Below are 21,830 nucleotides of genomic sequence, written 5' to 3'. Positions count from 1 at the left end.
GGTTATGTAGCGTTCAAAGATTGAGGGGGAGTTTCAGTTCCGCACACAATCCGCCACCCTCACGGTTGCTCAAGATCAGCGAGCCACCCAACGCCATGGCCAGTTGCTGGGCGATGGCCAGTCCCAGTCCGGTGCCGCCGGTATCGCGATTGCGTGAGTTTTCTACGCGGTAGAACGGTTGCAGCACTTGCGCCAGTTCGGCGTCGGCGATGCCCGGGCCGCGATCCATGACGGTGATCGCCAGGCTGCCTTTGTTGGCTTCGACCCAGACTTCGGCGGCGCCGGCGAATTTCAGCGCGTTGTCGGTGAGGTTCACCAGCACTCGGCGCAACGCATGAGGACGGGTGTCGATAACCGTTGCACTCTTGCCAACCAGTTGCACCTGCTTGCCCATGTCCTGATAGTCGAACACCAGGCTTTCGAGGAAGGAATCCATGTTGGTGCGGCGGCTTTCTTCGGTCGAACCATGGATGCTGCGCGCGTACGCCACGCCTTCGCGCACCAGATGTTCCATCTCGCTGAGGTCATTCCACAGTTTGTCTTTCTCGGTGCAATCGTCCATCAGCTCGGCGCGCAGTTTCATCCGCGTGATCGGCGTTTGCAGGTCGTGGGAAATCGCTGCCAGCAGTTGCATGCGCTCTTTGAGGTAAGCGGCGATACGCGCCTGCATCGTGTTGAATGCACGGGCGGCGTAGACCACTTCGGTCGGGCCTTTCTCGTCGAGGTTGATCGGATGGGCGTTGGGGTCAAGGGTTTCCACGGCGTTGGCGAGGCGCGTCAGCGGACGAATCGCAATACGCACCGCCAGCCAGGTGCAGGCGATCATCAGGGCCAACTGGCCGAGCAAGACCACCGGCAACCATGGCGACAGCGGGGCCATCGCCGGGCGCACGTCGATGGTCACCGGGCTGCCGTCGCTCAGGCGCAGGTGGCCCTGAAAGTGTTTCTTCGGCCCGGGAATATCGGTGAAGGTCAGCGGATAGCGTTCACCGATGGCTTCGGTGATCGAGGTAACGGCCACCGGCACATCCCCGACCTCGATCGGCGTGCCCGGTTCGCCTTCGCTCAACAGGTAGCGATAATTTTTTCGCGCCAGACGCTCGAGCCAGGCAGGGCGCTCTTCGGCAGGCAGTCGATCGAGGATCGCAATCGAGGTCGAGACGTCGGTCTCGAGATTGCCGAGCATGGTGTTCTTGGCGCTTTGGTAACGCTCGTAATACTGCGCGCCGAACGACAGCGCCTGAGCCAGCAGCAGGCCGATCAGAAAGATCAGCGACAGGCGCGAGGCGAGGGTGCGCGGCCAGTGCAGATTGACGCTCATGCCGGGGCACCGAGAATTTCGACTGGCAGCGAGAACACGTAACCTTCGCTGCGCACGGTCTTGATGTAGGCCGGCTCGCGCGCATCATCCAGCAGACGCTGACGCAAACGGCTGACCAGCAAATCGATCGAGCGGTCAAACAGATCCGCATCACGGCCCTGGGTCAGATTGAGCAGTTGATCGCGGCTGAGCACCCGTTGCGGGTGATCGAGGAACACTCGCAATAAGCGGTATTCGGCGCCGCTGAGGGCGACCATGGTGCCGTCCTTGTCCAGCAAGTGACGGGCCGAGGTGTCCAGTTGCCAACGGCCGAAGGCCAGCAAGCGGCCGGCTTCGGTGACCACCAGATTCGGTGGCAGCATCCGCGTGCGGCGCAGCACGGCGTTGATCCGCGCGAGCAATTCGCGGGCGGCGAACGGTTTGGTCAGGTAATCGTCTGCGCCCATTTCCAGGCCGATGATGCGGTCGGTTTCATCGTTGCGCGCGGTCAGCATCAACACCGGCGTGGCCTTGTGTTTGCCCACGCGCAGTTCGCGGCACAGCTGCAGGCCATCGTCGCCGGGCATCATGATGTCGAGCACGATCAGGTCGACGGTGTTGGCCTCGAGAAAGCTGCGCATCTGCCGGCCATCGGCGACCACCGTGGTGCGCAGGCCGTTTTTCTTCAGGTAGTTGCCCACCAGTTCACGGATCTCGCGGTCGTCGTCGACGATGAGAATGTGATCGACATGATCCATCGGTGCAAACCTCTATCAAAAGGGACTGCGGTGCAGTGTATCGAGCCTGCGGCGGCTCGCCTGCCTGCCTTTGTATTGCAGTGTATCTGCCGTGTCGGCGGATACACGGGAACGCAAAAACGCCAATTTTCCTGGGTTTTGTATCGCTGTGTATCCCCCGCTGGCAGGGATACACAGCGATTGAAACGCGCCTGTTCCTGACACAGACGCGATACCTCGCGAGCCTCAAATAGGCTCCATCGAGGCCCACACAGATCGCCTCGGCTCAAACCCACTGACGCCTTGAGGAAAACCCCATGAACAACAAATCCGTAATCGCCGCCTGCCTGTTTGCCGCGTTGAACATCTGCACGCTGTCGGCCCGCGCCGAAGCCGCTGTCACCGCGCAAACCTACACCTACGGCACCCACCTGGATATCCAGAAAGTGATCTCGCTGAAACAGGACAACTCGGTGACTTGCGGGATTGTCGAGGCGCGCATGACCTACCTCGATTCAGCCGGTCAGACCCGCGTGCTCGATTACAGCAAATTCGCTGATGGCTGCAACAACGACAACTGAGTCATCACTCTTTATAGAAGGAAACAACCATGAACAACGTATCGCGCTTTTTGACCGCCATCGCCTTCTCCCTGGCTGGCGTCGCCGCCCATGCCAACGCCGCGGTTGAACAGCATAGCTGCCACAGCGGCAGCTGCTTTCAACTGACGCCAGTAGCCAAGCAGGGCAGCGATGGCCTGATTGCCGCGGACGGTTCCAGCCGCACGCCACAGGGCCAGATGTTTGCCGAGAACGGCGCGAGCCGTACGCCGCAGAGCCATTGGCTGGACAGCCAGAACGTCTGAATGCTCGTCACATTCATTGATCAAGGGTGACTCACTATGTACCTCATCGCATTCCTCGGCGGTCTGCTGACCGTGCTCAGCCCCTGCATTCTGCCGGTGGTGCCGTTTCTGTTTGCCGGCGCGCAACGCAGCCGCGCTTCGATACTGCTGACCCTCGGCGGCATGGCGCTGACCTTCGCGCTGATTTCCAGCCTGGCGGTGGTCAGCAGCGAGTGGGTGATCCAGGCCAGCAACAGCGGACGTTACGTCGCACTGATCGTGATGAGCGTGTTCGCCCTGTCGCTGATCTCGGCGCGCATCGGCGACTGGCTGACACGACCGTTCGTGATGCTCGGCAACCGCCTCGATCCGGATACCCGGAAAAAGGCCGGGCCGATGGCTTCGATCATGCTCGGCGTCGCTACGGGGTTGCTGTGGGCACCGTGCGCCGGACCGATTCTCGGTGTAATCCTCACTGGGGCCATGCTGCAAGGCGCCAACGCACAGACCAGCCTGTTGCTGCTGGCCTACGGCGCCGGCAGTGCGCTGTCGCTGGGCACGCTGATCTCCACCGGGCGCAGCTTGGTCAATCGCCTGAAGCCGTCGATCCCGTTTACTGGCTGGTTGCGCCGAGGTGCCGGGGTTGCGGTACTGGCGACGGCAGCGGTGATTGCCACGGGCGCAGATAAAACCTTGCTGGCGAAGACCTCCTCTGAAGGCGTCGCCAGCGTGGAAAAAAGCGTGTTGGAAAACGTGCCGAAAGTGCTCGACTACTTCATCAGCAAAGTCCGCGCGGACTCGCCGATGGAGCAGGGCAAAGGCGCGATGCCGTCACTAGCCGGCGCCGTGCAATGGCTGAACTCGCCCGAGCTGAGCGCTGAAGCCCTGCGCGGCAAAGTGGTGCTGGTGGACTTCTGGACCTACGACTGCATCAATTGCCAGCACACCCTGCCGTACGTCAAAGACTGGGCGAAGAAATACGAAAAAGACGGGCTCGTGGTGATCGGTGTCCACACCCCGGAATACGGCTATGAGCGGATCATCGACAACGTCAGGGATCAGGTGAAAAAACTCGGCATCACCTATCCGGTGGCCATCGACAACAACTATGCGATCTGGCGCAACTTCGACAATCAGTACTGGCCGGCGCATTACCTGATAGACGCCAAGGGGCAGGTGCGTTACAGCCACTTCGGCGAAGGTCGCTACCAAGCGCAAGAGCAGATGATCCAGCAGTTGCTGCAGGAGGCAAAGGCGCCTGCGGCCTGATCAGCAACAGCAATGGCTCAGAGGTCACGCACCATGAGCCATTGTTCGTTATCCCAGGCGCGAAAACGTTCCAGCACCTGCCAGCCGCGTTTGGCGTAGTAGTCCTGCTTGTTTTGCGTGTGCAGATACAGGCGCGCAAAGCCGCAGTCTTTCGCCTCCCGGCAAATACCCTCGATCAAACGTTCCGCCAGCCCTTGCCCGCGTGCCTCAGGGCTGACGAAGACGCAGGCCAGCCAAGGGCCGAGATCGGGGCGCAGGGCGAGGTCATCGCGTGCCAGCGCGGCGCCGCCGAGCAGATGTTCACCGTCCATGGCGATCAGGCAGGACCAGTCACCATTGCCTTGGCCCTCGGCAAATTCACGCTGCCACTCGGTCAGCGGCTGGTCGACGTATTCGTCGGGGAATTGTTGGTGGATCCATTGCGCATAACGGTCGCTGTGGTGCAGGTGATGCGCGAGCCAATCGAGTTTCAGTGACATCAGTCGAGTCCTTTCCAGAAGCGAGAACGCATCAGAAACCAATCCCCCAACCTTGGCAATCCTCAAGGTGTTCCGGACGCTTTACAGATTTCCACCGCTCATCGGCAAACCCCCGGTTTTACGGGGTTGCCAGACGATTGGCAGGGACGCCGAGCGGTCTCGGCGCGATAGTGCTTGAGCAGGGTCACTGCCGGCCTTGCCTCATAACAAGAGCGCGAGGTTGCCATGCCTAAATTCGTCATTGAACGCGAGATTCCAGGGGCCGGAAAGCTGTCGGAAGCAGAACTCAAAGCTGTGTCGAAAACGTCCTGTGATGTCTTGCGCGAACTCGGTCCGCAAGTGCAGTGGCTGCAGAGTTACGTCACCGCTGACAAGATCTATTGCGTGTACATCGCACCTGACGAAGAGCAGGTACGCGAACACGCCAGACTCGGTGGGTTTCCGGCCAACAGTGTGGCGCGGGTGATGACGGTCATCGATCCGACGACGGCCGAATGATCACCGACCCCACTCGCAGCGGAGTTCACGCTTATGAGTACCCCGATTGACCTGACTGCCCTGAAGGAACGCCAGAAAGTCGCCTGGGCCAGTGGCGACTACGCCGTGATTGGCACGACGTTGCAAATCGTCGGCGAAAACCTCGCCGAAACCTGCGACCTGCGTTGTGACGAGGAGGTGCTGGATGTCGCTGCCGGCAACGGTAATGCAACGCTGGCGGCGGCGCGGCGCGGTTGCCTGGTCACCTCGACCGATTACGTCGCGGCTTTGCTGGAACGCGGCCAGGATCGTGCCCGCGCGGAGCATCTCGACGTGACGTTTCAGGTGGCCGATGCCGAAGCGCTGCCGTTCGCCGACGAGAGCTATGACGCCGTGCTGTCGACCTTTGGCGTGATGTTCGCACCGGATCAGGACAAGGCTGCTGTTGAACTGGGCCGGGTTTGTCGCCGTGGCGGGCGGATCGGTCTGGCCAACTGGACGCCGGAAGGTTTCGTTGGCCAGATGTTCAAGACCCTCGGCCGTCATTTGCCACCACCTGCCGGTGCACAACCGCCCTCGAACTGGGGCTCAGATGCGTGGCTGCACAAGCATTTCGATGACCGCGATTTTCTGCTGCGCGTGACGCGACGCGAGTTCAATTTTCGCTATCGCTCGGCCGCGCATTTCATCGATATTTTCCGCCATTGGTATGGGCCGGTGCACAAGGCCTTTGCGGCACTGCCGCCGGAGAGCGGGCAGGCGCTGGAGAGTGATCTGGCGGATTTGCTCAACCGGTTGAATCGGGCGGGGGAGGCTTCGCTGGTGGTGCCGAGTGAGTATCTGGAGGTGGTGATCACTAAACGCTGAATGAAGATCCCTGTAGGAGTGAGCCTGCTCGCGATAGCGTTCTTTCAGTCAAAAATATTCAGCTGACAGACCGCGATCGCGAGCAGGCTCACTCCTACAATGGATTTGTGTTGGGCTCTGGAGCCTATTTCACCTGCGGCCGATCAAACCACTCCAGCGCCGTGCGCCAGATGCAGATCCCCAGAAAGTATGCCGACATAAGTAACCACAAGCCCATCACCAACGGGTTGATCACCGGGTGGTTGAGCACCAGCGACAAACTGCACAGCAGCCAGATTGCCGTCACCGCAATGTTGATCGGCATGAACCGGCGCACACGGAACGGGTGGAGGAATTTCATCCGCGTCACCGTCAGCAGCGCCAGGCCAATCACCGTCAGGAAGGTAATCCACGGCCCAGGCCCAATGATGTACAGACACAGCGCGACCACATTCCACGCCGCCGGAAACCCGACAAAGTAGTTGTCCTTGCTCTTCATGTTGACGTTGCAGAAGCAGAACAGCGACGACACCAGAATCAGCGACACGGTCAGCAGCAGGGTGTAATCGGGCAATGGAATGTAGCGATAGATGAACAGCGCCGGAATGAACACGTACGTCAGGTAATCGATCACCAGATCAAGGATCGAACCGTCGAAGCTCGGCAACACCGATTGCACGTTGACCTTGCGCGCCAGTGCGCCGTCGAGGCCGTCGACAATCAGCGCCACGCCCAGCCACATCAGGCAGTGGGTCGGCTGGTTTTCCAAGAGGGCGAGGGTGGCCAGAAAAGCAGTGACCACGCCAGTCGCGGTAAAACCATGGGCGCCCCATGCTTTGAGCCTGGCGATGTGTACGGTCGATATCACGGGGGCGTTCTCCAGAAAGTGAAGCAAGCCGGGTATCACCCTTGGGCAACAAGGGCGCCGGCAAACCGGGTCGGGGTTGCAGCTATCGACCGGTCTGGCCGGGATAAGGTTCACCATTGATCAATCTTAGCTGGCCGGCGAAAAAATACGCGGGCGAAATCCGCCAGACCCTTGAGTGTCAGCCAAACGGTGCTGGCGCTATGGCTTAAGGGGTCTATCGTTGCCAGACGCAGTCACTGCCAATGCTTGAGGATGACGTCATGAACACCAGCGATTTGCTTGAAAAACTGCTGCGAGGCCAGGCCTCGACCGGCCAACAATCTTCAGCGTCTGCCGGCGATGGTTTGGGTGGTTTGGGTGGGTTGCTGGGTGGACTGCTCGGTGGCGGCTCGGGCGCGGCCAGCGGCGGCGGATCTGCCGGTGGACTTGGCGGCTTGGGCGGCTTGCTCGGTGGTTTGCTCGGCGGCGGTGCCGGTGGTGGTCTTGGCGGCGCATTGGGTGGGGCGCTGGGTGGCGGTGGCGGCACGCAAAGCCGCTCCGGCGGCACCAACTATGCGGCGCTGGCATCGCTAGGGATGATGGCGTTTCAGGCGTATCAGGCCTGGCAACGCAGCCAGGCCAGCGCGGCCCCGCAACAGATTCCCCAGACCGCGAATCTCCTTGCAGGCCCGGACATCGAAGAACACAGCCACGCGGTGCTTCGTGCGTTGATCGCGGCGGCGAAGGCTGACGGTGAGATCGACGCCCGGGAACAACAGTTGATCAATGGGGAAATCAGCAAACACACCGACGACCCACAATTGCAGCAATGGTTTGAGGACGAAGTCTCGAAACCGCTGGACGCCAACGAAGTCGCGCAGGCGGCCAAAGGCGATCCGGCCATGGCCGCTGAAATGTATCTGGTCAGCGTAATCCTCGTGGACGACCAGCAGGACGCCGAGCGCAGTTATCTTGATGAGCTGGCAGCAGCCTTGCAGATCGATCCGGACTTGCAGGTGCATCTGGAACAGCAGGCCAAAGGTCAGGCCTGAAGTCACGTTAAAAAATCATTGCCACCAGCAGCTCCGCCAAGGAGCCGCTTCGCCGTCCGTCCGGGCAATTTTCACGTCGATTGAATTTTTCGCAGGCGCCGCCTCTCTGCTGCTGTAGAGGCGTGTGGAACAGCGTCCTGCCAACCGACCGAGAACTTTGCCATGACTGTCCTGACACACCTGCAGGCCGCGCCTGCACAACCGCATCTTATGAATGCCGCCGGGAATATCCGGCAGGTCTATGAAGCGTTGTTGCGCGATGACGATTCACAGGACCTTGCGCAGGCGTTTTTGCAGGAACAACTGCAACACGCCGCGCAACTCTCCGATTCCCTGCCCGAAGATCCGACGACGTGGCACGCCTGGGTAGCCGAACATTGCGCCGATGTCGCCCGGCAATACGCTGACTATCTGCAACAACGCAAGGCTGGCGGGCCTCGGCAATTCTTCCGTGGCAAGGCGCAGGCGCTGTATTTCCTGCAAGCGGTTGCACCGACCAAACTGGTTGATGGTGCCTGGCTTTCTGGGCTGTTGCCGCGCTGGCGGGACCCACGTTTCCAAGGCTTGCTGCGCACTTTTCTCGAAGAACTGGGCGAGGGCAATCCAGCGCAGAATCACGTGGTGATCTACCGCAAACTGCTCGCCGAACACGATTTGCAAGACAGCAGCGCCATCGACGATGAACGCTACCTGCAAGGCGCGATACAACTGGCGCTCGGTGTCTGTGGCGCGGATTACTTGCCCGAGGTGATCGGCTACAACCTCGGCTACGAGCAGCTGCCGTTGCACCTGTTGATCAGCAGTTACGAACTCAGTGAGCTGGGGATCGATCCGTACTATTTCACCCTGCATGTGACCATCGACAATGCCAGCACCGGCCATGCGCAGAAAGCCGTGCAGGCGGCGCTCGATCTACTACCGCTTGAGGCCGATCGCACCGAGTTTCTGCGCAGGGTAGCGCTGGGCTATCGGCTCAACGATCTGGGGCAGGGCAGTCGCGCGATCATCGAAGGTTTCGACCTTGAGCACGAATTGCTGGCGATGCTTGAGCGCAAATGCCCATTCGCCCAGCACATGCATTCCGATTACTGCCGCTTCGAAGGGCAGACCGTCAATCAGTGGCTGGCGACGCCGGAGCAATTGCCCGGTTTCCTCCAGGCATTGCAGAACAAAGGCTGGATCAAACGCCATGAAGACCCGCAGGCGAGCCGCTTTTGGCAGCTGATCGCGGGCGATGGTGCGGCGATGTTTGGCGTGTTCAATGCCTACGAGAAACAACTGGTGCACGACTGGATTGCGGGTGACTGGACCTCTTCGGATAAGACCAAACCCGCTCGACGGCACAGTCAGACCGCAGCGGCCATCGAAGGGCTTGAACAGGATCCCGATGTACAGGCGCTCAACGCGGCGCTGCAAGGCCAGGACGAACAGGCGCAGATCGCGACTTTGATCCCGTGGCTCGCACCGGCCCGCCATGCACACCCCGCCGGACTGCTCGCCACCCGGCGCTTTATCGAACTCAAATCCCGCTTGCCTTAAGGACATCACCGATGAATCAGGAAGAACAACTCTGCCCCAACGATCTCGTGCTGCTGCAATTGGGCCGACGCTTGGTGGCAGACGGGTATCGGTTCATCACCCCGACGCCGTTGACCCACCAGCGGGTCAACCAGCGTGACGAGGGCCAGATGGCCGACTCTTTGCGCGATGTGTTCGGCTGGTCGCGGCCATTCGCGCCGGGGTTGTTGTCGGCCGATGAACAGCGGCAACTGCAAGATGCGCAGGTCATTGATAATTACGAAGGCCACCTGAAGAGTAGGGTGCGCTGGTCAAGTCTGGATGATTTGCTGTTCGTCCATTCGGCATTCCCCACCGAGGCGGCTGACGCGGTGTTTTTTGGCCCCGACACCTACCGTTTTGCGCAACTGATCCACGCCCACCTGCAACAGAACTTTGCGCCGATTCATCGCGCGGTGGACATCGGCTGTGGGGCTGGCGTCGGTGCGATCCTGATCGGCCGTGCCCGTCGCGAGGCAGAGGTGCTGGCGCTGGACATTAACCCTGCAGCGCTGCGTCTGACCGCGATCAACGCGGCGCTGGCGGAAGTTGCCAACGTCGACGTACGCGCCAGTGATCTGTTGCAGGGCGTCGAGGGCGAGTTCGATCTGATTGTCGCCAACCCGCCGTACATGGCTGATCCGGCAGAACGCGCCTATCGCCATGGCGGCGGGACGCTGGGAGCAGGACTCTCACTGCGCATCGTCGAACAGGCCTTGAATCGACTGGCGCCGGGCGGCTCGCTGCTGCTCTACACCGGCGTGGCGATGGTCGATGGTCGCGATCCTTTTCTCGACACCGTGCTACCGCGACTGGATGAAAAACGCTTCGGCTGGACTTACCGCGAACTTGATCCGGATGTCTTTGGCGAAGAACTGCTCAACCCCGGCTATCAACGGGTCGACCGCATCGCGGTGGTGGCGCTGACCGTGACGCGGATTGGCTGAAACAAGGCAGGTGGACGATGAACAGGAACCTCGACGACTACAACCGCATGCGCGATTTTTCAGCGACGTCGGAACCGGCCGCCGTCAAGCGCTCGGGACGTAAAACCGCCGCCGAGCATGCTTTGCAGTTCTGCATTCAGAAGCACGACGCATCGCACCTGCATTACGACTTTCGCCTGGAACTCGATGGCGCACTGAAAAGCTGGGCGGTACCGAAAGGGCCGTCGCTCGACCCCAAGGTCAAGCGTCTGGCGGTGCATGTCGAGGATCATCCGCTGGATTACGCGACATTCGAAGGCAGCATTCCCGAAGGGCATTACGGCGCCGGGGATGTGATCGTCTGGGATCGTGGCGTGTGGATTCCGCTGGAAGATCCGCACAAGGCCTACGAAAAGGGCAAGCTCAAGTTCGAGCTGCAAGGCGAAAAGCTCGGCGGCATCTGGAACCTGGTGCGCACGCACATGCCGGGCAAGAAGGAACAATGGTTTCTGATCAAGCATCAGGACGATGCCGCGCGGCCGCAGGATGATTACGACGTGCTGCTGGCCGAACCGGACAGTGTCCTGAGCGAACGCACGATAGTGGGCAAACCCAAACTGGCCGCCGAGCAAAGCAAACCGCTGAAAAAACCTGCGGCGAAAACCCGCAAGCCCGCGAGCGGCAAGCTCACCGGCGCGCACAAGGCCAAATTGCCGACGCAACTCAAGCCGGAACTGGCCACGCTGGTCGACAGCGCGCCGGAAGGGCAGTGGAGCTACGAGATCAAGTTCGACGGCTACCGGATCATGGCGCGCATCGATCATGATCAGGTGCAATTGTTCACCCGCAACGGTCACGACTGGACGCACAAGTTGCCGCAACAGGCCGCAGCCTTGGCGGCGCTGGGATTGGAGTCGGCGTGGCTGGACGGGGAAATGGTCGTCGCCAACGAACAGGGCGTACCGGACTTTCAGGCCCTGCAAAATGCTTTCGAGGCCGGGCGCAGCGGCAACATCCTCTACTACCTGTTTGATCTGCCTTATCTCAACGGTGTCGACCTGCGTGAAGTGCCAGTTGAAGAGCGGCGCGCCGCGCTGGCCACGGTGCTCGGCAGTCATGAGCAACCCTTGTTGCGTTTCTCCGAAGCCTTCGACGAAACCCCGGATGCACTGCTCAACAGCGCCTGCCAGATGCAGATGGAAGGCCTGATCGGCAAACGCCTCGGCTCGCCGTATGTGTCGCGGCGCAGCGGTGACTGGATCAAGCTCAAGTGCAAACATCGTCAGGAGTTTGTGATCGTCGGTTACACCGATCCGAAAGGTTCGCGCAGTGCTTTCGGTGCCTTGTTGCTGGGGCTGCATGATCGCGACAGCGGCGAGTTGCGCTACGCCGGCAAGGTCGGCACCGGTTTCAACGAGTCGACGTTGAAAAGCATTCTGACCCAGCTCAAACCGTTGCAGGTGAAGAAGCCGGCGGTGGTCAATCCACCCAGTGGTTTCGAGGTCAAAGGCGTGCACTGGCTCAAGCCGAAACTGCTGGCGGAAGTCGCATTCGCCGAAATGACCAAGGACGGTTCGGTACGCCACGCCGTGTTCCATGGCTTGCGCGATGACAAACCAGCCAAGGGCATCACAGAGGAGCGAGCGAAACCGGTGAAGATTGCAGAGAAAAAAACCGCCACGAAAAAACCGCCGAAAAAAGCTCCGGCGAGCAATCCGGATACCGAGCCGTCACAGCTCGGACTGGCCAACGGCAAAGTGCGCATCACGCACCCGGATCGGGTGATCGACACGGTCAGCGGCACCACCAAGATGCAACTGGCCGAGTACTACGCCAGCGTCGCCGAATGGATCCTGCCGCAGCTCAAGGATCGTCCGGTCGCGCTGGTGCGTGCCCCGGACGGCATCGCCGGCGAACTGTTCTTCCAGAAAAACGCCGAACGCCTGGCGATCCCCGGCATCACCACGCTGGACAAGGACGTTACCGGGCAGCCGGTGATGTTGATCAACAACGCCGAAGCGCTGATCGGCGCGGTGCAGATGAGCACGGTCGAACTGCACACCTGGAACGCGACCACGGTCGATCTGGACAAGCCCGATCGCTTCGTTCTCGACCTCGACCCGGATCCGGCGCTGCCGTGGAAAAGCATGGTCGAAGCGACGGCGCTGACATTGACCGTGCTCGATGAGCTTGGCCTCAAGGCATTCCTCAAAACCAGCGGCGGCAAGGGTATTCACCTGGTCGTACCGCTGACCCGCAAACTCGGCTGGGACGAAGTAAAAGACTTTAGCCACGCTATCGTCAGTCATATGGCCAAGCTGTTGCCGGAGCGCTTTTCGGCGGTGTCCGGGCCGAAGAATCGCGTCGGGCGGATCTTTATCGACTATCTGCGCAACGGCCTCGGCGCGACTACGATCTGCGCTTACGCCGCGCGCACCCGCGAAGGTCTGCCGGTGTCGGTGCCGCTGTTTCGCGAGGAAGTCGCCGAGATCAAGGGCGGCAATCAGTGGAACGTGCGTAACGTTCACCAGCGGCTGGCCGAGGTCGGTGACGAACCGTGGGCCGACATGAAGAAAACCCGGCAAAGCATTACCGCCGAGATGCGTAAACGCCTGGGTCTGAAAAAGTGATCAGGTGTCGCGCAGCAAGTCGTGGGCGTTGAGCAGTTCGAAAGCGATCTCCGGGCGATTTTCCAGTCCGCGGCGAATGGCCGCCGGAATCGCTGCGCGGGTCTTGCGGCACAGGCCCGGTAACTCGTCGATCTGAATGGCAATGCCGCGCATGGTGCGCACTTCGTTGAAACCGGGGGCGACGTCGACGCGAACGCCCAGTTGCTCGAACATCCGCTGTTGCAGATGCTTGAGATCATTCAGGTCTTTGAGCATTTCGAGGCGAGCGAGCAGGCGTTTTTCTTCCTCTCGTGTCAGGCGCAGGATGCGCAGATCTGCGCCGGGCATTTCCAGCAACGGGTCGCGCCCGCAATTGCAGGCGCCGGGCGGGCAGGGTGAGCGCAAGGGCACAGAAGTCGTCATGGCCTCCATCATAGAGGCCGTCGGACAGTTTTGCCTATGCGCCGTCAGCGGCCATCCATCGGCTGCTTTATCCGTGACGGCTACTGATTCAGGCCTTCGTAATGCACCAGAATCGCGTTGGCCAGATCTTCATCGCTGGCGTTGATGCCAGGATTGTCCTGGCGAACCTGTTGCAGTACCGATTCAAGATAAACCCCACGAATGGCCCCGCCACTGGCGACAAATGCAGACAAGTCGTCACGGGCTGGAATCACCATTTTGTGATCCTTGAAGGTCGAGTACAGCGACGCGGAGACACCGGCCGAGGTGGCGACATCACCCGCATCGACGCGGGCCAACGCCGAACCGACGGGCAGGCATAAGAGTAAAGAAGAAACGAGCACTAACTTGCGCATGACGGTGTTCCTCCACAAGCGCGAAGCAAAAAGGGAAGGATTACATAATGTGAGAGGCGCGCGGCGGGCGGGAGTTCCGTGGGGCTGGAAAGTCTGCGTTATTGCAAGTCAGACGCGGGCAACGCCATGGCGGGCTGCCCGGTCTTTATTTCGCGAGGGCTCAGATCACCCCGCAGGCCATGCGATCACCGCCGCCGCCCAGCGGTTTGGGCATGTCGGCATGGTTGTCGCCACCGGCATGGATCATCAGCGCGTGGCCCTTGATCTCGGCGATCTTTTTCAGGCGCGGCGCCAGTACCGGGTAGTTGGCGATGCCATCGGCAGTCACGTAAACCGCCGGAAGGTCTCCCAAATGACCATCAGCGTAGGGGCCGAGGTGCTTGCCGGTTTTCTCCGGGTCGAAATGTCCGCCTGCGGCCAGCGCAGCGCCTTTCACGCCATCCTTCATGCCCGCCTCGCAACTACCGTTTTCATGCACGTGAAAACCATGGATGCCGGCCGGCAGGGATTTCAGATCCGGGGTGAACAGCAGGCCATACGCGGTTTCACTGATGGTGACCGAGCCGATCGCTTGCGGTGCACCGTCGGCGCTGACCAGATTGATGGCAACTTTTTCCGGCGCCGCGTGTGCGGTGCCGATGGCGAAGGTGCCGAGCAAACCCAACCACAATGCGCGTTTCATAGGCGTTTCCTTTTGCTGTACGAATGTTCAGAGCGACGGACTCAATAGCCTGACGGCATTAACCGGCGATGAAGGCGTTGGCCGTGCGCGTTGAAAAGTGAGACTTGCTGCGCAATCCGAAAGTTTTGCTGCCTTTAGCCAGCATGCCGACACCTGCTGACACGCTCTGGCGCGGCAGACCTGCGCAAATAGGCTTAACTGAAGGCTGACAAGCGCTTACGGGCGTAACGAGAGAGGAAAATCCGGTGTCGATCAAACTGCGTTTAGTGTTGCTGATTGTGACAAGTCTGCTGACGGCGTTGATCGTGAGTCTGGTCAGTTACGTCGGCAACCAGCGGATGGCCTCGGCGGTCAGCGATAACGCGGTCAGCATGAGCGCGCTGCGCAACCACATGGAAGCCGACATGATGCACGACGCCCTGCGCGCCGATGTCTACTCGGCGATGCTGGTCGGGCTGGGCAAAAGCACCAACACGGCGAGCGAGGTGCGCGATTCGATCAACGAGCATGCCGGGCATTTTCGTGAGGTGCTCGAGGAGAACCTCAAGCTGCCGATCAACCCGACACTGCGCACGGCCCTGGAACAGATCAAACCGAGCCTCGATACCTACATCAACGCGGGCGAGCGGATCGTCGGGTTGGCGCTGGACAATCCTGATGCCGCTCAACAGGAACTGGGCACCTTCAACACGGCGTTTGGCCAGTTGGAAGAGCAAATGGCTGCGTTGAGCGAGTTGATCGAGTCCAATACGCAGCAGACCAGCGCAGCAACCGAATCAGCCATCCGCAGTGCCAACGTCGCGCTCGGCGTGGTGTTGATTGCCAGTCTGGTGCTGCTCTTGATCCAGGGGCGCTGGGTCATTCTGAGCATCATGGGGCCGTTGAAAACTGCCAGTCGCATCGCCGAAAGCATCGCCCACGGCAACCTCAGCGAGCCGATCGCCGAGCCGTCCGGCAAGGACGAAGCCAGTGTCTTGATTCGCACATTGGCGACCATGCAACGCGACTTGCGCAACATGATCGATGTGGTGCGGCGCAATGCTCACGGCGTCAGTGGCATGAGCGAACAACTTAGCCACGGCTGCCATCAGGTCGCCGACAGCAGTCAGCAGCAAGTGTCGCCGCCGGCACCATGGCCGCCGCCGCCAGCCAGATGACCGCGAGCATCGAGGAAATCACCCGCCACGCCGAACGTGCCCTGAGCATGGCCAATCAAGCCGAAACCCTGGCGAAAGAGGGCGGTGGTGTGATTCATCAAGTGGTCAGCGACATGGACGATATCGCCCGATCAGCCCAACAGTCGGCACAGGTGATCCGCACGCTGGATCAGGAATCCGAAGCCATTTTCAACATCATTCAGGTGATCAAGAGCATTGCCGACCAGACCAATCTGCTGGCGCTCAACGCCGCCATTGAAGCGGCCCGGGCCGGCGAGCAGGGGCGGGGTTTTGCGGTGGTGGCGGATGAAGTGCGCAGTCTGGCGGCACGCACCAGCGCTTCTACCCAGGAAATCGCCGCGATGGTCGCGCGCATTCAGCACAGCACCCGCGAGGCGGTCAGCAGCATGGAGGCGGGTGTCGCGCAGGTCGACAAGGGCATGGCGGTGACGGCGGATGTCGAGAGGGCCATCCGCGAAATCCTCGAGGCGACGTTGAGCACGACGCAACTGGTCAACGACATCACCCGCACGATTGGCGAGCAGAGTCAGGCCAGTAACGAGATTGCCCATCAGGTGGAAATGATTGCCGGGATGTCCGAGGGCAATAGCCGGGTGATCGGGCAAACGGCGAATACCACCGATGAGTTGTCGAGCCTGGCGGGGCAGTTGGCGCAGTCGGTGGATCGGTTTCGGTTGTAACCAGAAAGATGTGTAGTGCCTGGGCTGCCGCCTTCGCGAGCAGGCTCGCTCCCACCTTTGGAATGCGTTCCCCTGTGGGAGCGAGCCTGCTCGCGAAGAGGGCAGCCCAGTCAACATCTATTCAGAGTCAGTTAACCCCGATCAAAACTTGAACGCCTGCCGCCCCACCAGCAACCACTTGCCGTCCTGCTTCTGCCAGATCTGGAAATTCTCGATCTCGGTCGGCACCACCTCGGTCCCCTTCAACGCCTGTGCGGAAAAGTGGTGGCGTACCAGCGCGGTATCGCCGGACAGGGTGATGGTCTGGTTCTGCATCTCTAGCGTCTTGAAGGCGCTCTTGCCGGTTTCAATGTCGGCGATGAATTCTTTCTTGTCCTGAATCTTGCCGCTGGAATGGCCGTAGGTCAGGTTAGGCGCGGTGAGGGCGTTCAGTTCGGCGATGTCTTTGTGCAGCATCGCCTGGGTCAGATGATCCACCGCTTGGGCGACATCTTTTTCCGCCGGGGCCGATGCGGCCATGGCGTAACCGTTGAAGGCACAGAGAAAGCCGATCAGGAGTCGGGTCTTGGTCATGACATGTGTTTCCTTGTTGTTATGAGTGATGACTGCTTTGTCAGTCATCGTACAACCTAGCAGATAATGAATAGATAAGGCACTGCTCCAAAACGCTAATCGTCGGGGTCATGTTCAGCTTTCATCTGCCGATACCGTCCAGAGCGGAAAAAGACTCTCAAGTCGGGAACAGACGCGCGGGTTTGCCCTGACGTGATATTCTTCGCGCCAACTTGGTTTGACCTTATTCAGTTTGCTTGCCTTCGGGCGGGCCGACGGAATCCCTGTCGCTCAAGTAGCTGAGCCAATAATGATAAGAAGTCAGTTCAGAAGGGACATTAACTGAGGTCGATGCAGCATGTCGGCCTTGTGTGCCCACCCGTCAAAATTGAAGTGTGCCGGAATCTGCGACGCTAGCCTGAGCGTCATCAAAGCGGATCGCATACTGATAACAGCGGCGGGCGGAAGGCGTTTTATCATAGGTGCAACAGATGTATAAAAAAGTGAACACAGCCCTGCTGGGTCTGGCTTTGGCGATGGGGATGACATCCGCCAATGCTGACGAAGCAAAGAAAGTCGACGTCCTGCTGATCGGCGGCGGCATCATGAGCACCACCCTCGGTGTGTGGATCAATGAGCTGGAGCCAAGCTGGTCGATGGAAATGGTCGAGCGCCTCGACGGCGTCGCCCTCGAAAGCTCCAACGGCTGGAACAACGCCGGTACCGGTCACTCGGCACTCGCTGAGCTGAACTACACCCCGGAAGACGACAAAGGCAACGTGACGATCCCGAAAGCCGTCGAGATCAACGAAGCGTTCCAGGTCTCCCGTCAGTTCTGGGCCTGGCAGGTTCAGCAAGGCGTTCTGAAGAACCCTCGCTCGTTCATCAACACCACTCCGCACATGAGCTTTGTGTGGGGCGATGACAACATCAAGTTCCTGAAAAAGCGCTACGAAGCCCTGCAAGCGAGCCCGCTGTTCGCCGGCATGCAGTACTCCGAAGACCCGGCTGTGATCAAGAAGTGGGTCCCGCTGATGATGGAAGGGCGTGACCCGAACCAGAAAATCGCGGCCACCTGGAGCCCGCTGGGTACCGACATGAACTTCGGCGAAATCACCCGCCAGTTCGCCACGTACCTGCAGACCAAGCCTAACTTCGATCTGAAACTGTCGAGCGAAGTGCAGGACATCACCAAGAATGCCGATGGCACTTGGCGCGTCAGCTACAAAAACCTGAAAGACGGCACTAAAACCGAAACCGACGCCAAGTTCGTGTTCATCGGCGCGGGCGGCGGTGCTCTGCACCTGCTGCAGAAGTCGGGCATTCCTGAAGCCAAGGAATACGCTGGCTTCCCGGTTGGCGGTTCGTTCCTGGTGACCGATAACCCGGCCATCGCTGAACAGCACCTGGCCAAGGCCTACGGTAAAGCGTCGGTTGGCGCCCCACCGATGTCCGTTCCGCACCTGGACACCCGTGTCCTGGACGGCAAGCGCGTCATCCTGTTTGGCCCATTCGCGACCTTCAGCACCAAGTTCCTGAAAGAAGGCTCGTACCTGGACCTGCTGACCAGCACCACCACCCACAACATCTGGCCTATGACCAAGGTCGGCATCAAGGAATACCCGCTGGTCGAGTACCTGGCTGGCCAGCTGATGCTGTCGGATGAAGACCGTCTGAACGCGCTGAAGGAATACTTCCCGAACGCCAAAGCCGAAGACTGGCGCCTGTGGCAAGCCGGCCAACGCGTGCAAATCATCAAGCGTGATGAAGCCGCTGGCGGCGTGCTGAAACTGGGCACCGAAATCGTTGCTGCACAAGACGGCTCCATCGCCGGCCTGCTGGGCGCATCGCCAGGCGCGTCGACCGCTGCTCCGATCATGCTGAGCGTGCTGCAGAAAGTCTTCAAAGACAAAGTTGCATCGCCTGAGTGGCAAACCAAGCTGCACCAGATCGTGCCAAGCTACGGCACTCAGCTGAACAGCGATCCAGCCAAAGTGGCTGCAGAGTGGGCCTACACCGCCAAAATCCTCGAACTGCCGACACCTCCAGTGATCGGTCAGGTGGCTGCTCCGGCTGCACCTGCAGCTGAAAAGGCTGAAGCTCCGAAGGAAAACGCTGCACGTGACATGGCGCTGTAACTAGCCGCCTGACACATAAAGCCCACTGAACCGGCGACGGTCAGTGGGCTTTTTTATGGCAAATAGTTTTGTAGGAGCTGTCGAGTGAAACGAGGCTGCGATCTTTTGATCTTGATCTTGCTTTTGAAAGATCAAGATCAAAAGATCGCGGCCTGCGGCAGCTCCTACAGGGCTTTGGCGGACGCCAGATAAGCACCGAGCCGCCGGCCCATCTCTTCGCCCAAGGCTTGCAATCCGCTCAGCGGCCGCACCATCACCTCGAACTCGACAATCTTGCCGTTCTCATCAAAGCGAATCATGTCGATGCCTTTCAGCTCTTTCGAACCCACCTTGGCGCTGAACTCCAGAATCACATTCAAGCCATCGGCAGTCGCCAGCTCACGGTGATAGGTGAAGTCTTCAAACACCTCAAACACGGTATTGAGGATCATCGACACTACCGGCGCGCCCGGGTATGGCGTGTGCGCCATCGGCGAGCGGAACACGGCTTGCGGGTCAAGCAGGCCGGGCAGGGCACTTAGGTTGCCGGTGCGGATCATTTCGTGCCATTTGCCTAGCGATGCGGCGACGTTGGGTTGCAGGTTCAGGTCGGTCATGTTCACTCCAGGATTTTTCTTGTTGTTGTCGCGACGGCAATGACTCTAGATCAACCTCGCCGAAATTGAACCCTTGTGCCGCGATCTGAATATCGGCCCATGGCCCATGCGGATCAGATGTGCATCTGATCCGTATTTTTTCACTGGATCTGCCTCTGTTACCAGCTCAGTCATCCGCTCAAAATAGCCCCACGGTTCGGTACTCGCGGCAGTCCTTCATCCCGAAGCGCCCAGTGCACCGCAAGCTCAGCTTTGAGGAGAGCAACATGAACAAGATGGCGTTTTTTCTGGGTGGCTTTCTGACACTGACCATTCTGATCGGCCTGCTCGCAACGATTTCTCCGGTCTGAGGCGAGCCTTTTCCAGTGACGTCCACGGGTGTGTCGCGCAAAGCATGTTTAAATGCCGCGCCCCACACCTGTAAATGGACTTCAGTCATGGCCGAACACCGCATTCGCGCGCTCGCACTTTGCGTTTTTCATCACAACGGCAAAATTCTGGTTAACGAATTTCGCGACCCGGTCAGCCAGCAAATCTGCTTTCGGCCTATTGGCGGCGGTATTGAATTTGGCGAGACCAGCGCCGAAGCGATCGTGCGCGAAGTGCAGGAGGAGTTGGGCCTGTCCATGAGTGACGTGCGTCTGCTCGGCACACTCGAAAGCCTCTTCGTCTACAACGGCAAACCGGGTCATGAAATCGTTCAGGTGTATGACGCGACGTTTGTCGATCAGGGCGTATACGACCACGCACAGATCGATGGCCATGAAAGCGACGGCGCGCCCTTCACCGCGCGCTGGCATGACAGCTCAAGCTTCAGCGAGCAGGCGCCCTTGGTGCCAAAAGGCTTGCACGATCTGCTGAAGAGCGTCGGATTGCTGGCTTGAGGGTGGGCCCCGTGCTCGACTTCCTGCGTTTCCCGTCCCCTATCAAATGTGCTGCGACGTCGACCGTCCTTCCAGGTATTAGACTCAACTGACGATTCGCTCGCCGGGAGATGAATTTGCCATGGATTCGCTGATCAACGCCGCCGGTCGCGCGCTGTCTGCTGGTGACCCGCTGGGCGCGTTGAATTACGTCGCTCTGCGTGATGACCCGCCGGCGCTGGCCCTGCGCGCAATTGCCATGGCTCAGCTCGGTGATCTGTCCCGCGCCAAGGCGTTGTTGCAACGGGCGATAAAGGCGTTCGGCAGCAATGAACCGCTGTCGCGGGCGCGTTGTGTGGTCGCCGAGGCGGAAGTCGCGCTGGCGGCGCGGGATCTGGGCTGGCCGGTGAAGGCGCTGGAGGCGGCGCGACGGATCTTACAAGAGCACGGTGACGGCGTGAACGCGGCGCACGCGCGCTATGTGCAGATTCGTCGGCTGCTATTGATCGGCGAACTGGAGGAGGCAGAAACGCTGCTGGCTGAAACTGACCCGGCACCGTTGCCGCCGGCGCTGCGTACCGCTCATGAGTTGATCGCCGCCGGGATTTCCGTGCGTCGAGTCCGGGCGCACAAGGCCAGCGCGGCGCTGGCGCGGGCGCAGGCTGCGGCGCAACAGGCCGGGATCGCCGCACTGAGCGCCGAGGTCGATCACGCCAGTCACATGCTCGCCGCGCCGGCAGCGCGGCTGATCGTTGCCGGTCAGGCGAAATCTGTGAATCTGGCGCAGGTTGAAGCTTTGTTCAACTCGTCGACACTGATCTTCGACGCCCGCCGCTATAGCGTGCGCGGTGCCGGCATGACGGTGGCGCTGGCCACTCGGCCGGTGCTGTTCAATCTCGCTCGATTACTCGCGCAAGCCTGGCCGGCCGATGTGGCGCGCGAAACGCTGTTCGTCACAGCCTTTGGTTTTCCCCTCACGGATGAATCGCACCGTGCTCGCCTGCGGGTCGAAATTGGCCGCTTGCGTGCGGCACTGAAGCCGCTGGCGAATATCGCCGCAACGCCAAGGGGCTTTGCGCTGGTGGCCGAGGATGTGGCGTTGCTGACACTGCCGGTCGAAGACAAATACGCGGCGTTGCTCGCTTTACTCGCTGACGGTGAGGCCTGGTCGAGTTCGGCGTTGGCACTGGCGTTGGGCAACAGCCAGCGCCAGGTGCAACGTGCCTTGGAGGTTCTGGCGCAGGCGGACAAAGTGCAGGCGTTCGGTGTCGGCCGGGCGCGGCGCTGGATGACGCCGCCGCTGCCGGGTTTCGCGACGATCTTGTTACTCCCGGTGTCGCTGGGCAATGGCTAGGCTGGACCCACACATCCACGAGGAAG

General features: G+C 60.3%; 22 protein-coding genes and 1 pseudogene. 14 read left to right on the top strand and 9 right to left on the bottom strand.

Annotated features, from left to right (window positions below; genetic code table 11):
* Positions 1-13: 13 nt before the first annotated feature.
* Both KBP52_RS06840 and KBP52_RS06835 read right to left on the bottom strand, forming a co-directional pair.
* Positions 14-1,321 carry an ATP-binding protein gene (locus tag KBP52_RS06840; RefSeq protein WP_212622441.1) on the bottom strand — a complete coding sequence of 436 codons (1,308 nt, stop codon included), beginning with the start codon at positions 1,319-1,321 and terminating at the stop codon, positions 14-16.
* Entirely contained in the window at positions 1,318-2,058 is a 741-nt protein-coding gene (locus KBP52_RS06835) for a response regulator (protein ID WP_007919579.1), read from the bottom strand. Before KBP52_RS06835 ends, KBP52_RS06840 begins: the two co-directional genes overlap by 4 nt.
* A gap of 296 nt (positions 2,059-2,354) precedes the next feature.
* Between KBP52_RS06835 and KBP52_RS06830 the strand changes: the two genes are divergently transcribed.
* Genes KBP52_RS06830 through KBP52_RS06820 form a run of 3 tightly spaced genes read left to right on the top strand, consistent with a single transcriptional unit; the run spans position 2,355 to position 4,150 of the window.
* Positions 2,355-2,618, top strand: a complete 264-nt coding sequence (locus KBP52_RS06830) for a DUF2790 domain-containing protein (RefSeq protein WP_123593946.1) — start codon at positions 2,355-2,357, stop codon at positions 2,616-2,618.
* Between the two features lie 29 nt (positions 2,619-2,647).
* Positions 2,648-2,902, top strand: a complete 255-nt coding sequence (locus KBP52_RS06825; RefSeq protein WP_077572184.1) for a hypothetical protein — start codon at positions 2,648-2,650, stop codon at positions 2,900-2,902.
* Between the two features lie 36 nt (positions 2,903-2,938).
* Positions 2,939-4,150, top strand: a complete 1,212-nt coding sequence (locus tag KBP52_RS06820) for a cytochrome c biogenesis protein DipZ (protein ID WP_212622440.1) — start codon at positions 2,939-2,941, stop codon at positions 4,148-4,150.
* Positions 4,151-4,167: 17 nt separating this feature from the next.
* Here the strand turns inward: KBP52_RS06820 and KBP52_RS06815 are convergent, their stop codons facing one another.
* On the bottom strand, positions 4,168-4,629 hold the full coding sequence (locus tag KBP52_RS06815; RefSeq protein ID WP_212622439.1) for a GNAT family N-acetyltransferase: 462 nt from the start codon (positions 4,627-4,629) through the stop codon (positions 4,168-4,170).
* Between the two features lie 225 nt (positions 4,630-4,854).
* On the opposite strand from KBP52_RS06815, the gene KBP52_RS06810 reads away from it, so the two are divergent.
* Entirely contained in the window at positions 4,855-5,127 is a 273-nt protein-coding gene (locus KBP52_RS06810) for a DUF4242 domain-containing protein (RefSeq protein WP_095047497.1), read from the top strand.
* Positions 5,128-5,160: 33 nt separating this feature from the next.
* Positions 5,161-5,973, top strand: a complete 813-nt coding sequence (locus KBP52_RS06805; protein ID WP_116031269.1) for a class I SAM-dependent methyltransferase — start codon at positions 5,161-5,163, stop codon at positions 5,971-5,973.
* Between the two features lie 124 nt (positions 5,974-6,097).
* On the opposite strand, the gene pcsA is transcribed toward KBP52_RS06805, so the two are convergent.
* Complete coding sequence (pcsA, locus tag KBP52_RS06800; RefSeq protein ID WP_007919592.1) at positions 6,098-6,820, bottom strand: phosphatidylcholine synthase; 723 nt, start codon at positions 6,818-6,820, stop codon at positions 6,098-6,100.
* Positions 6,821-7,080: 260 nt separating this feature from the next.
* Here pcsA and KBP52_RS06795 point away from each other — a divergent pair, with 260 nt between their 5' ends.
* The 4 genes from KBP52_RS06795 to ligD all read left to right on the top strand — a co-directional run bounded on the left by KBP52_RS06795 (position 7,081) and on the right by ligD (position 12,964).
* Entirely contained in the window at positions 7,081-7,851 is a 771-nt protein-coding gene (locus tag KBP52_RS06795) for a tellurite resistance TerB family protein (protein ID WP_077572191.1), read from the top strand.
* Positions 7,852-8,013: 162 nt separating this feature from the next.
* Positions 8,014-9,390, top strand: coding sequence for an iron-containing redox enzyme family protein (locus KBP52_RS06790; RefSeq protein WP_212622438.1), 1,377 nt, complete (start codon positions 8,014-8,016; stop codon positions 9,388-9,390).
* Positions 9,391-9,401: 11 nt separating this feature from the next.
* Positions 9,402-10,355: a class I SAM-dependent methyltransferase gene (locus tag KBP52_RS06785; protein ID WP_212622437.1), complete on the top strand. Its 954-nt coding sequence runs from the start codon at positions 9,402-9,404 to the stop codon at positions 10,353-10,355.
* Positions 10,356-10,372: 17 nt separating this feature from the next.
* The gene (gene ligD, locus KBP52_RS06780; RefSeq protein ID WP_212622436.1) at positions 10,373-12,964 is read left to right on the top strand and encodes a DNA ligase D; all 2,592 of its coding nucleotides are present in this window, start codon (positions 10,373-10,375) and stop codon (positions 12,962-12,964) included.
* Here the strand turns inward: ligD and KBP52_RS06775 are convergent, their stop codons facing one another.
* The 3 genes from KBP52_RS06775 to sodC form a co-directional block, all read right to left on the bottom strand.
* Entirely contained in the window at positions 12,965-13,366 is a 402-nt protein-coding gene (locus KBP52_RS06775) for a hypothetical protein (protein WP_176091710.1), read from the bottom strand.
* Between the two features lie 80 nt (positions 13,367-13,446).
* Complete coding sequence (locus KBP52_RS06770) at positions 13,447-13,761, bottom strand: DUF2388 domain-containing protein (RefSeq protein ID WP_016983279.1); 315 nt, start codon at positions 13,759-13,761, stop codon at positions 13,447-13,449.
* Between the two features lie 160 nt (positions 13,762-13,921).
* On the bottom strand, positions 13,922-14,443 hold the full coding sequence (sodC, locus tag KBP52_RS06765; protein WP_212622435.1) for a superoxide dismutase family protein: 522 nt from the start codon (positions 14,441-14,443) through the stop codon (positions 13,922-13,924).
* Between the two features lie 245 nt (positions 14,444-14,688).
* Here sodC and KBP52_RS06760 point away from each other — a divergent pair.
* Positions 14,689-16,301, top strand: a pseudogene (locus tag KBP52_RS06760) (methyl-accepting chemotaxis protein).
* Positions 16,302-16,442: 141 nt separating this feature from the next.
* Here the strand turns inward: KBP52_RS06760 and KBP52_RS06755 are convergent.
* A complete protein-coding gene (locus KBP52_RS06755; protein ID WP_038369331.1) occupies positions 16,443-16,874 on the bottom strand; it encodes a nuclear transport factor 2 family protein in 432 nt (143 codons plus the stop codon).
* Positions 16,875-17,344: 470 nt separating this feature from the next.
* On the opposite strand from KBP52_RS06755, the gene mqo reads away from it, so the two are divergent.
* On the top strand, positions 17,345-18,991 hold the full coding sequence (gene mqo / locus KBP52_RS06750) for a malate dehydrogenase (quinone) (RefSeq protein WP_212622434.1): 1,647 nt from the start codon (positions 17,345-17,347) through the stop codon (positions 18,989-18,991).
* A 164-nt stretch (positions 18,992-19,155) separates the two neighbouring features.
* On the opposite strand, the gene KBP52_RS06745 is transcribed toward mqo, so the two are convergent.
* Positions 19,156-19,587 (bottom strand): nuclear transport factor 2 family protein, encoded by a 432-nt coding sequence (locus KBP52_RS06745; RefSeq protein WP_007919607.1) that lies wholly within the window; start codon positions 19,585-19,587, stop codon positions 19,156-19,158.
* Between the two features lie 119 nt (positions 19,588-19,706).
* Between KBP52_RS06745 and KBP52_RS06740 the strand changes: the two genes are divergently transcribed.
* The 3 genes from KBP52_RS06740 to KBP52_RS06730 all read left to right on the top strand — a co-directional run bounded on the left by KBP52_RS06740 (position 19,707) and on the right by KBP52_RS06730 (position 21,804).
* On the top strand, positions 19,707-19,937 hold the full coding sequence (locus KBP52_RS06740; protein ID WP_249122264.1) for a hypothetical protein: 231 nt from the start codon (positions 19,707-19,709) through the stop codon (positions 19,935-19,937).
* A gap of 87 nt (positions 19,938-20,024) precedes the next feature.
* Positions 20,025-20,471 (top strand): NUDIX hydrolase, encoded by a 447-nt coding sequence (locus tag KBP52_RS06735; RefSeq protein WP_212622433.1) that lies wholly within the window; start codon positions 20,025-20,027, stop codon positions 20,469-20,471.
* Positions 20,472-20,592: 121 nt separating this feature from the next.
* Positions 20,593-21,804 (top strand): helix-turn-helix domain-containing protein, encoded by a 1,212-nt coding sequence (locus KBP52_RS06730; protein WP_212622432.1) that lies wholly within the window; start codon positions 20,593-20,595, stop codon positions 21,802-21,804.
* The last annotated feature ends 26 nt before the right edge of the window (positions 21,805-21,830 follow it).

The organism is Pseudomonas sp. SCA2728.1_7 (assembly GCF_018138145.1).
In the GTDB taxonomy this organism is placed as follows: domain Bacteria; phylum Pseudomonadota; class Gammaproteobacteria; order Pseudomonadales; family Pseudomonadaceae; genus Aquipseudomonas; species Aquipseudomonas koreensis_A.
Note: the sequence above shows the minus strand (reverse complement) of the source record. Positions and strands in the feature narration are given on the sequence as shown.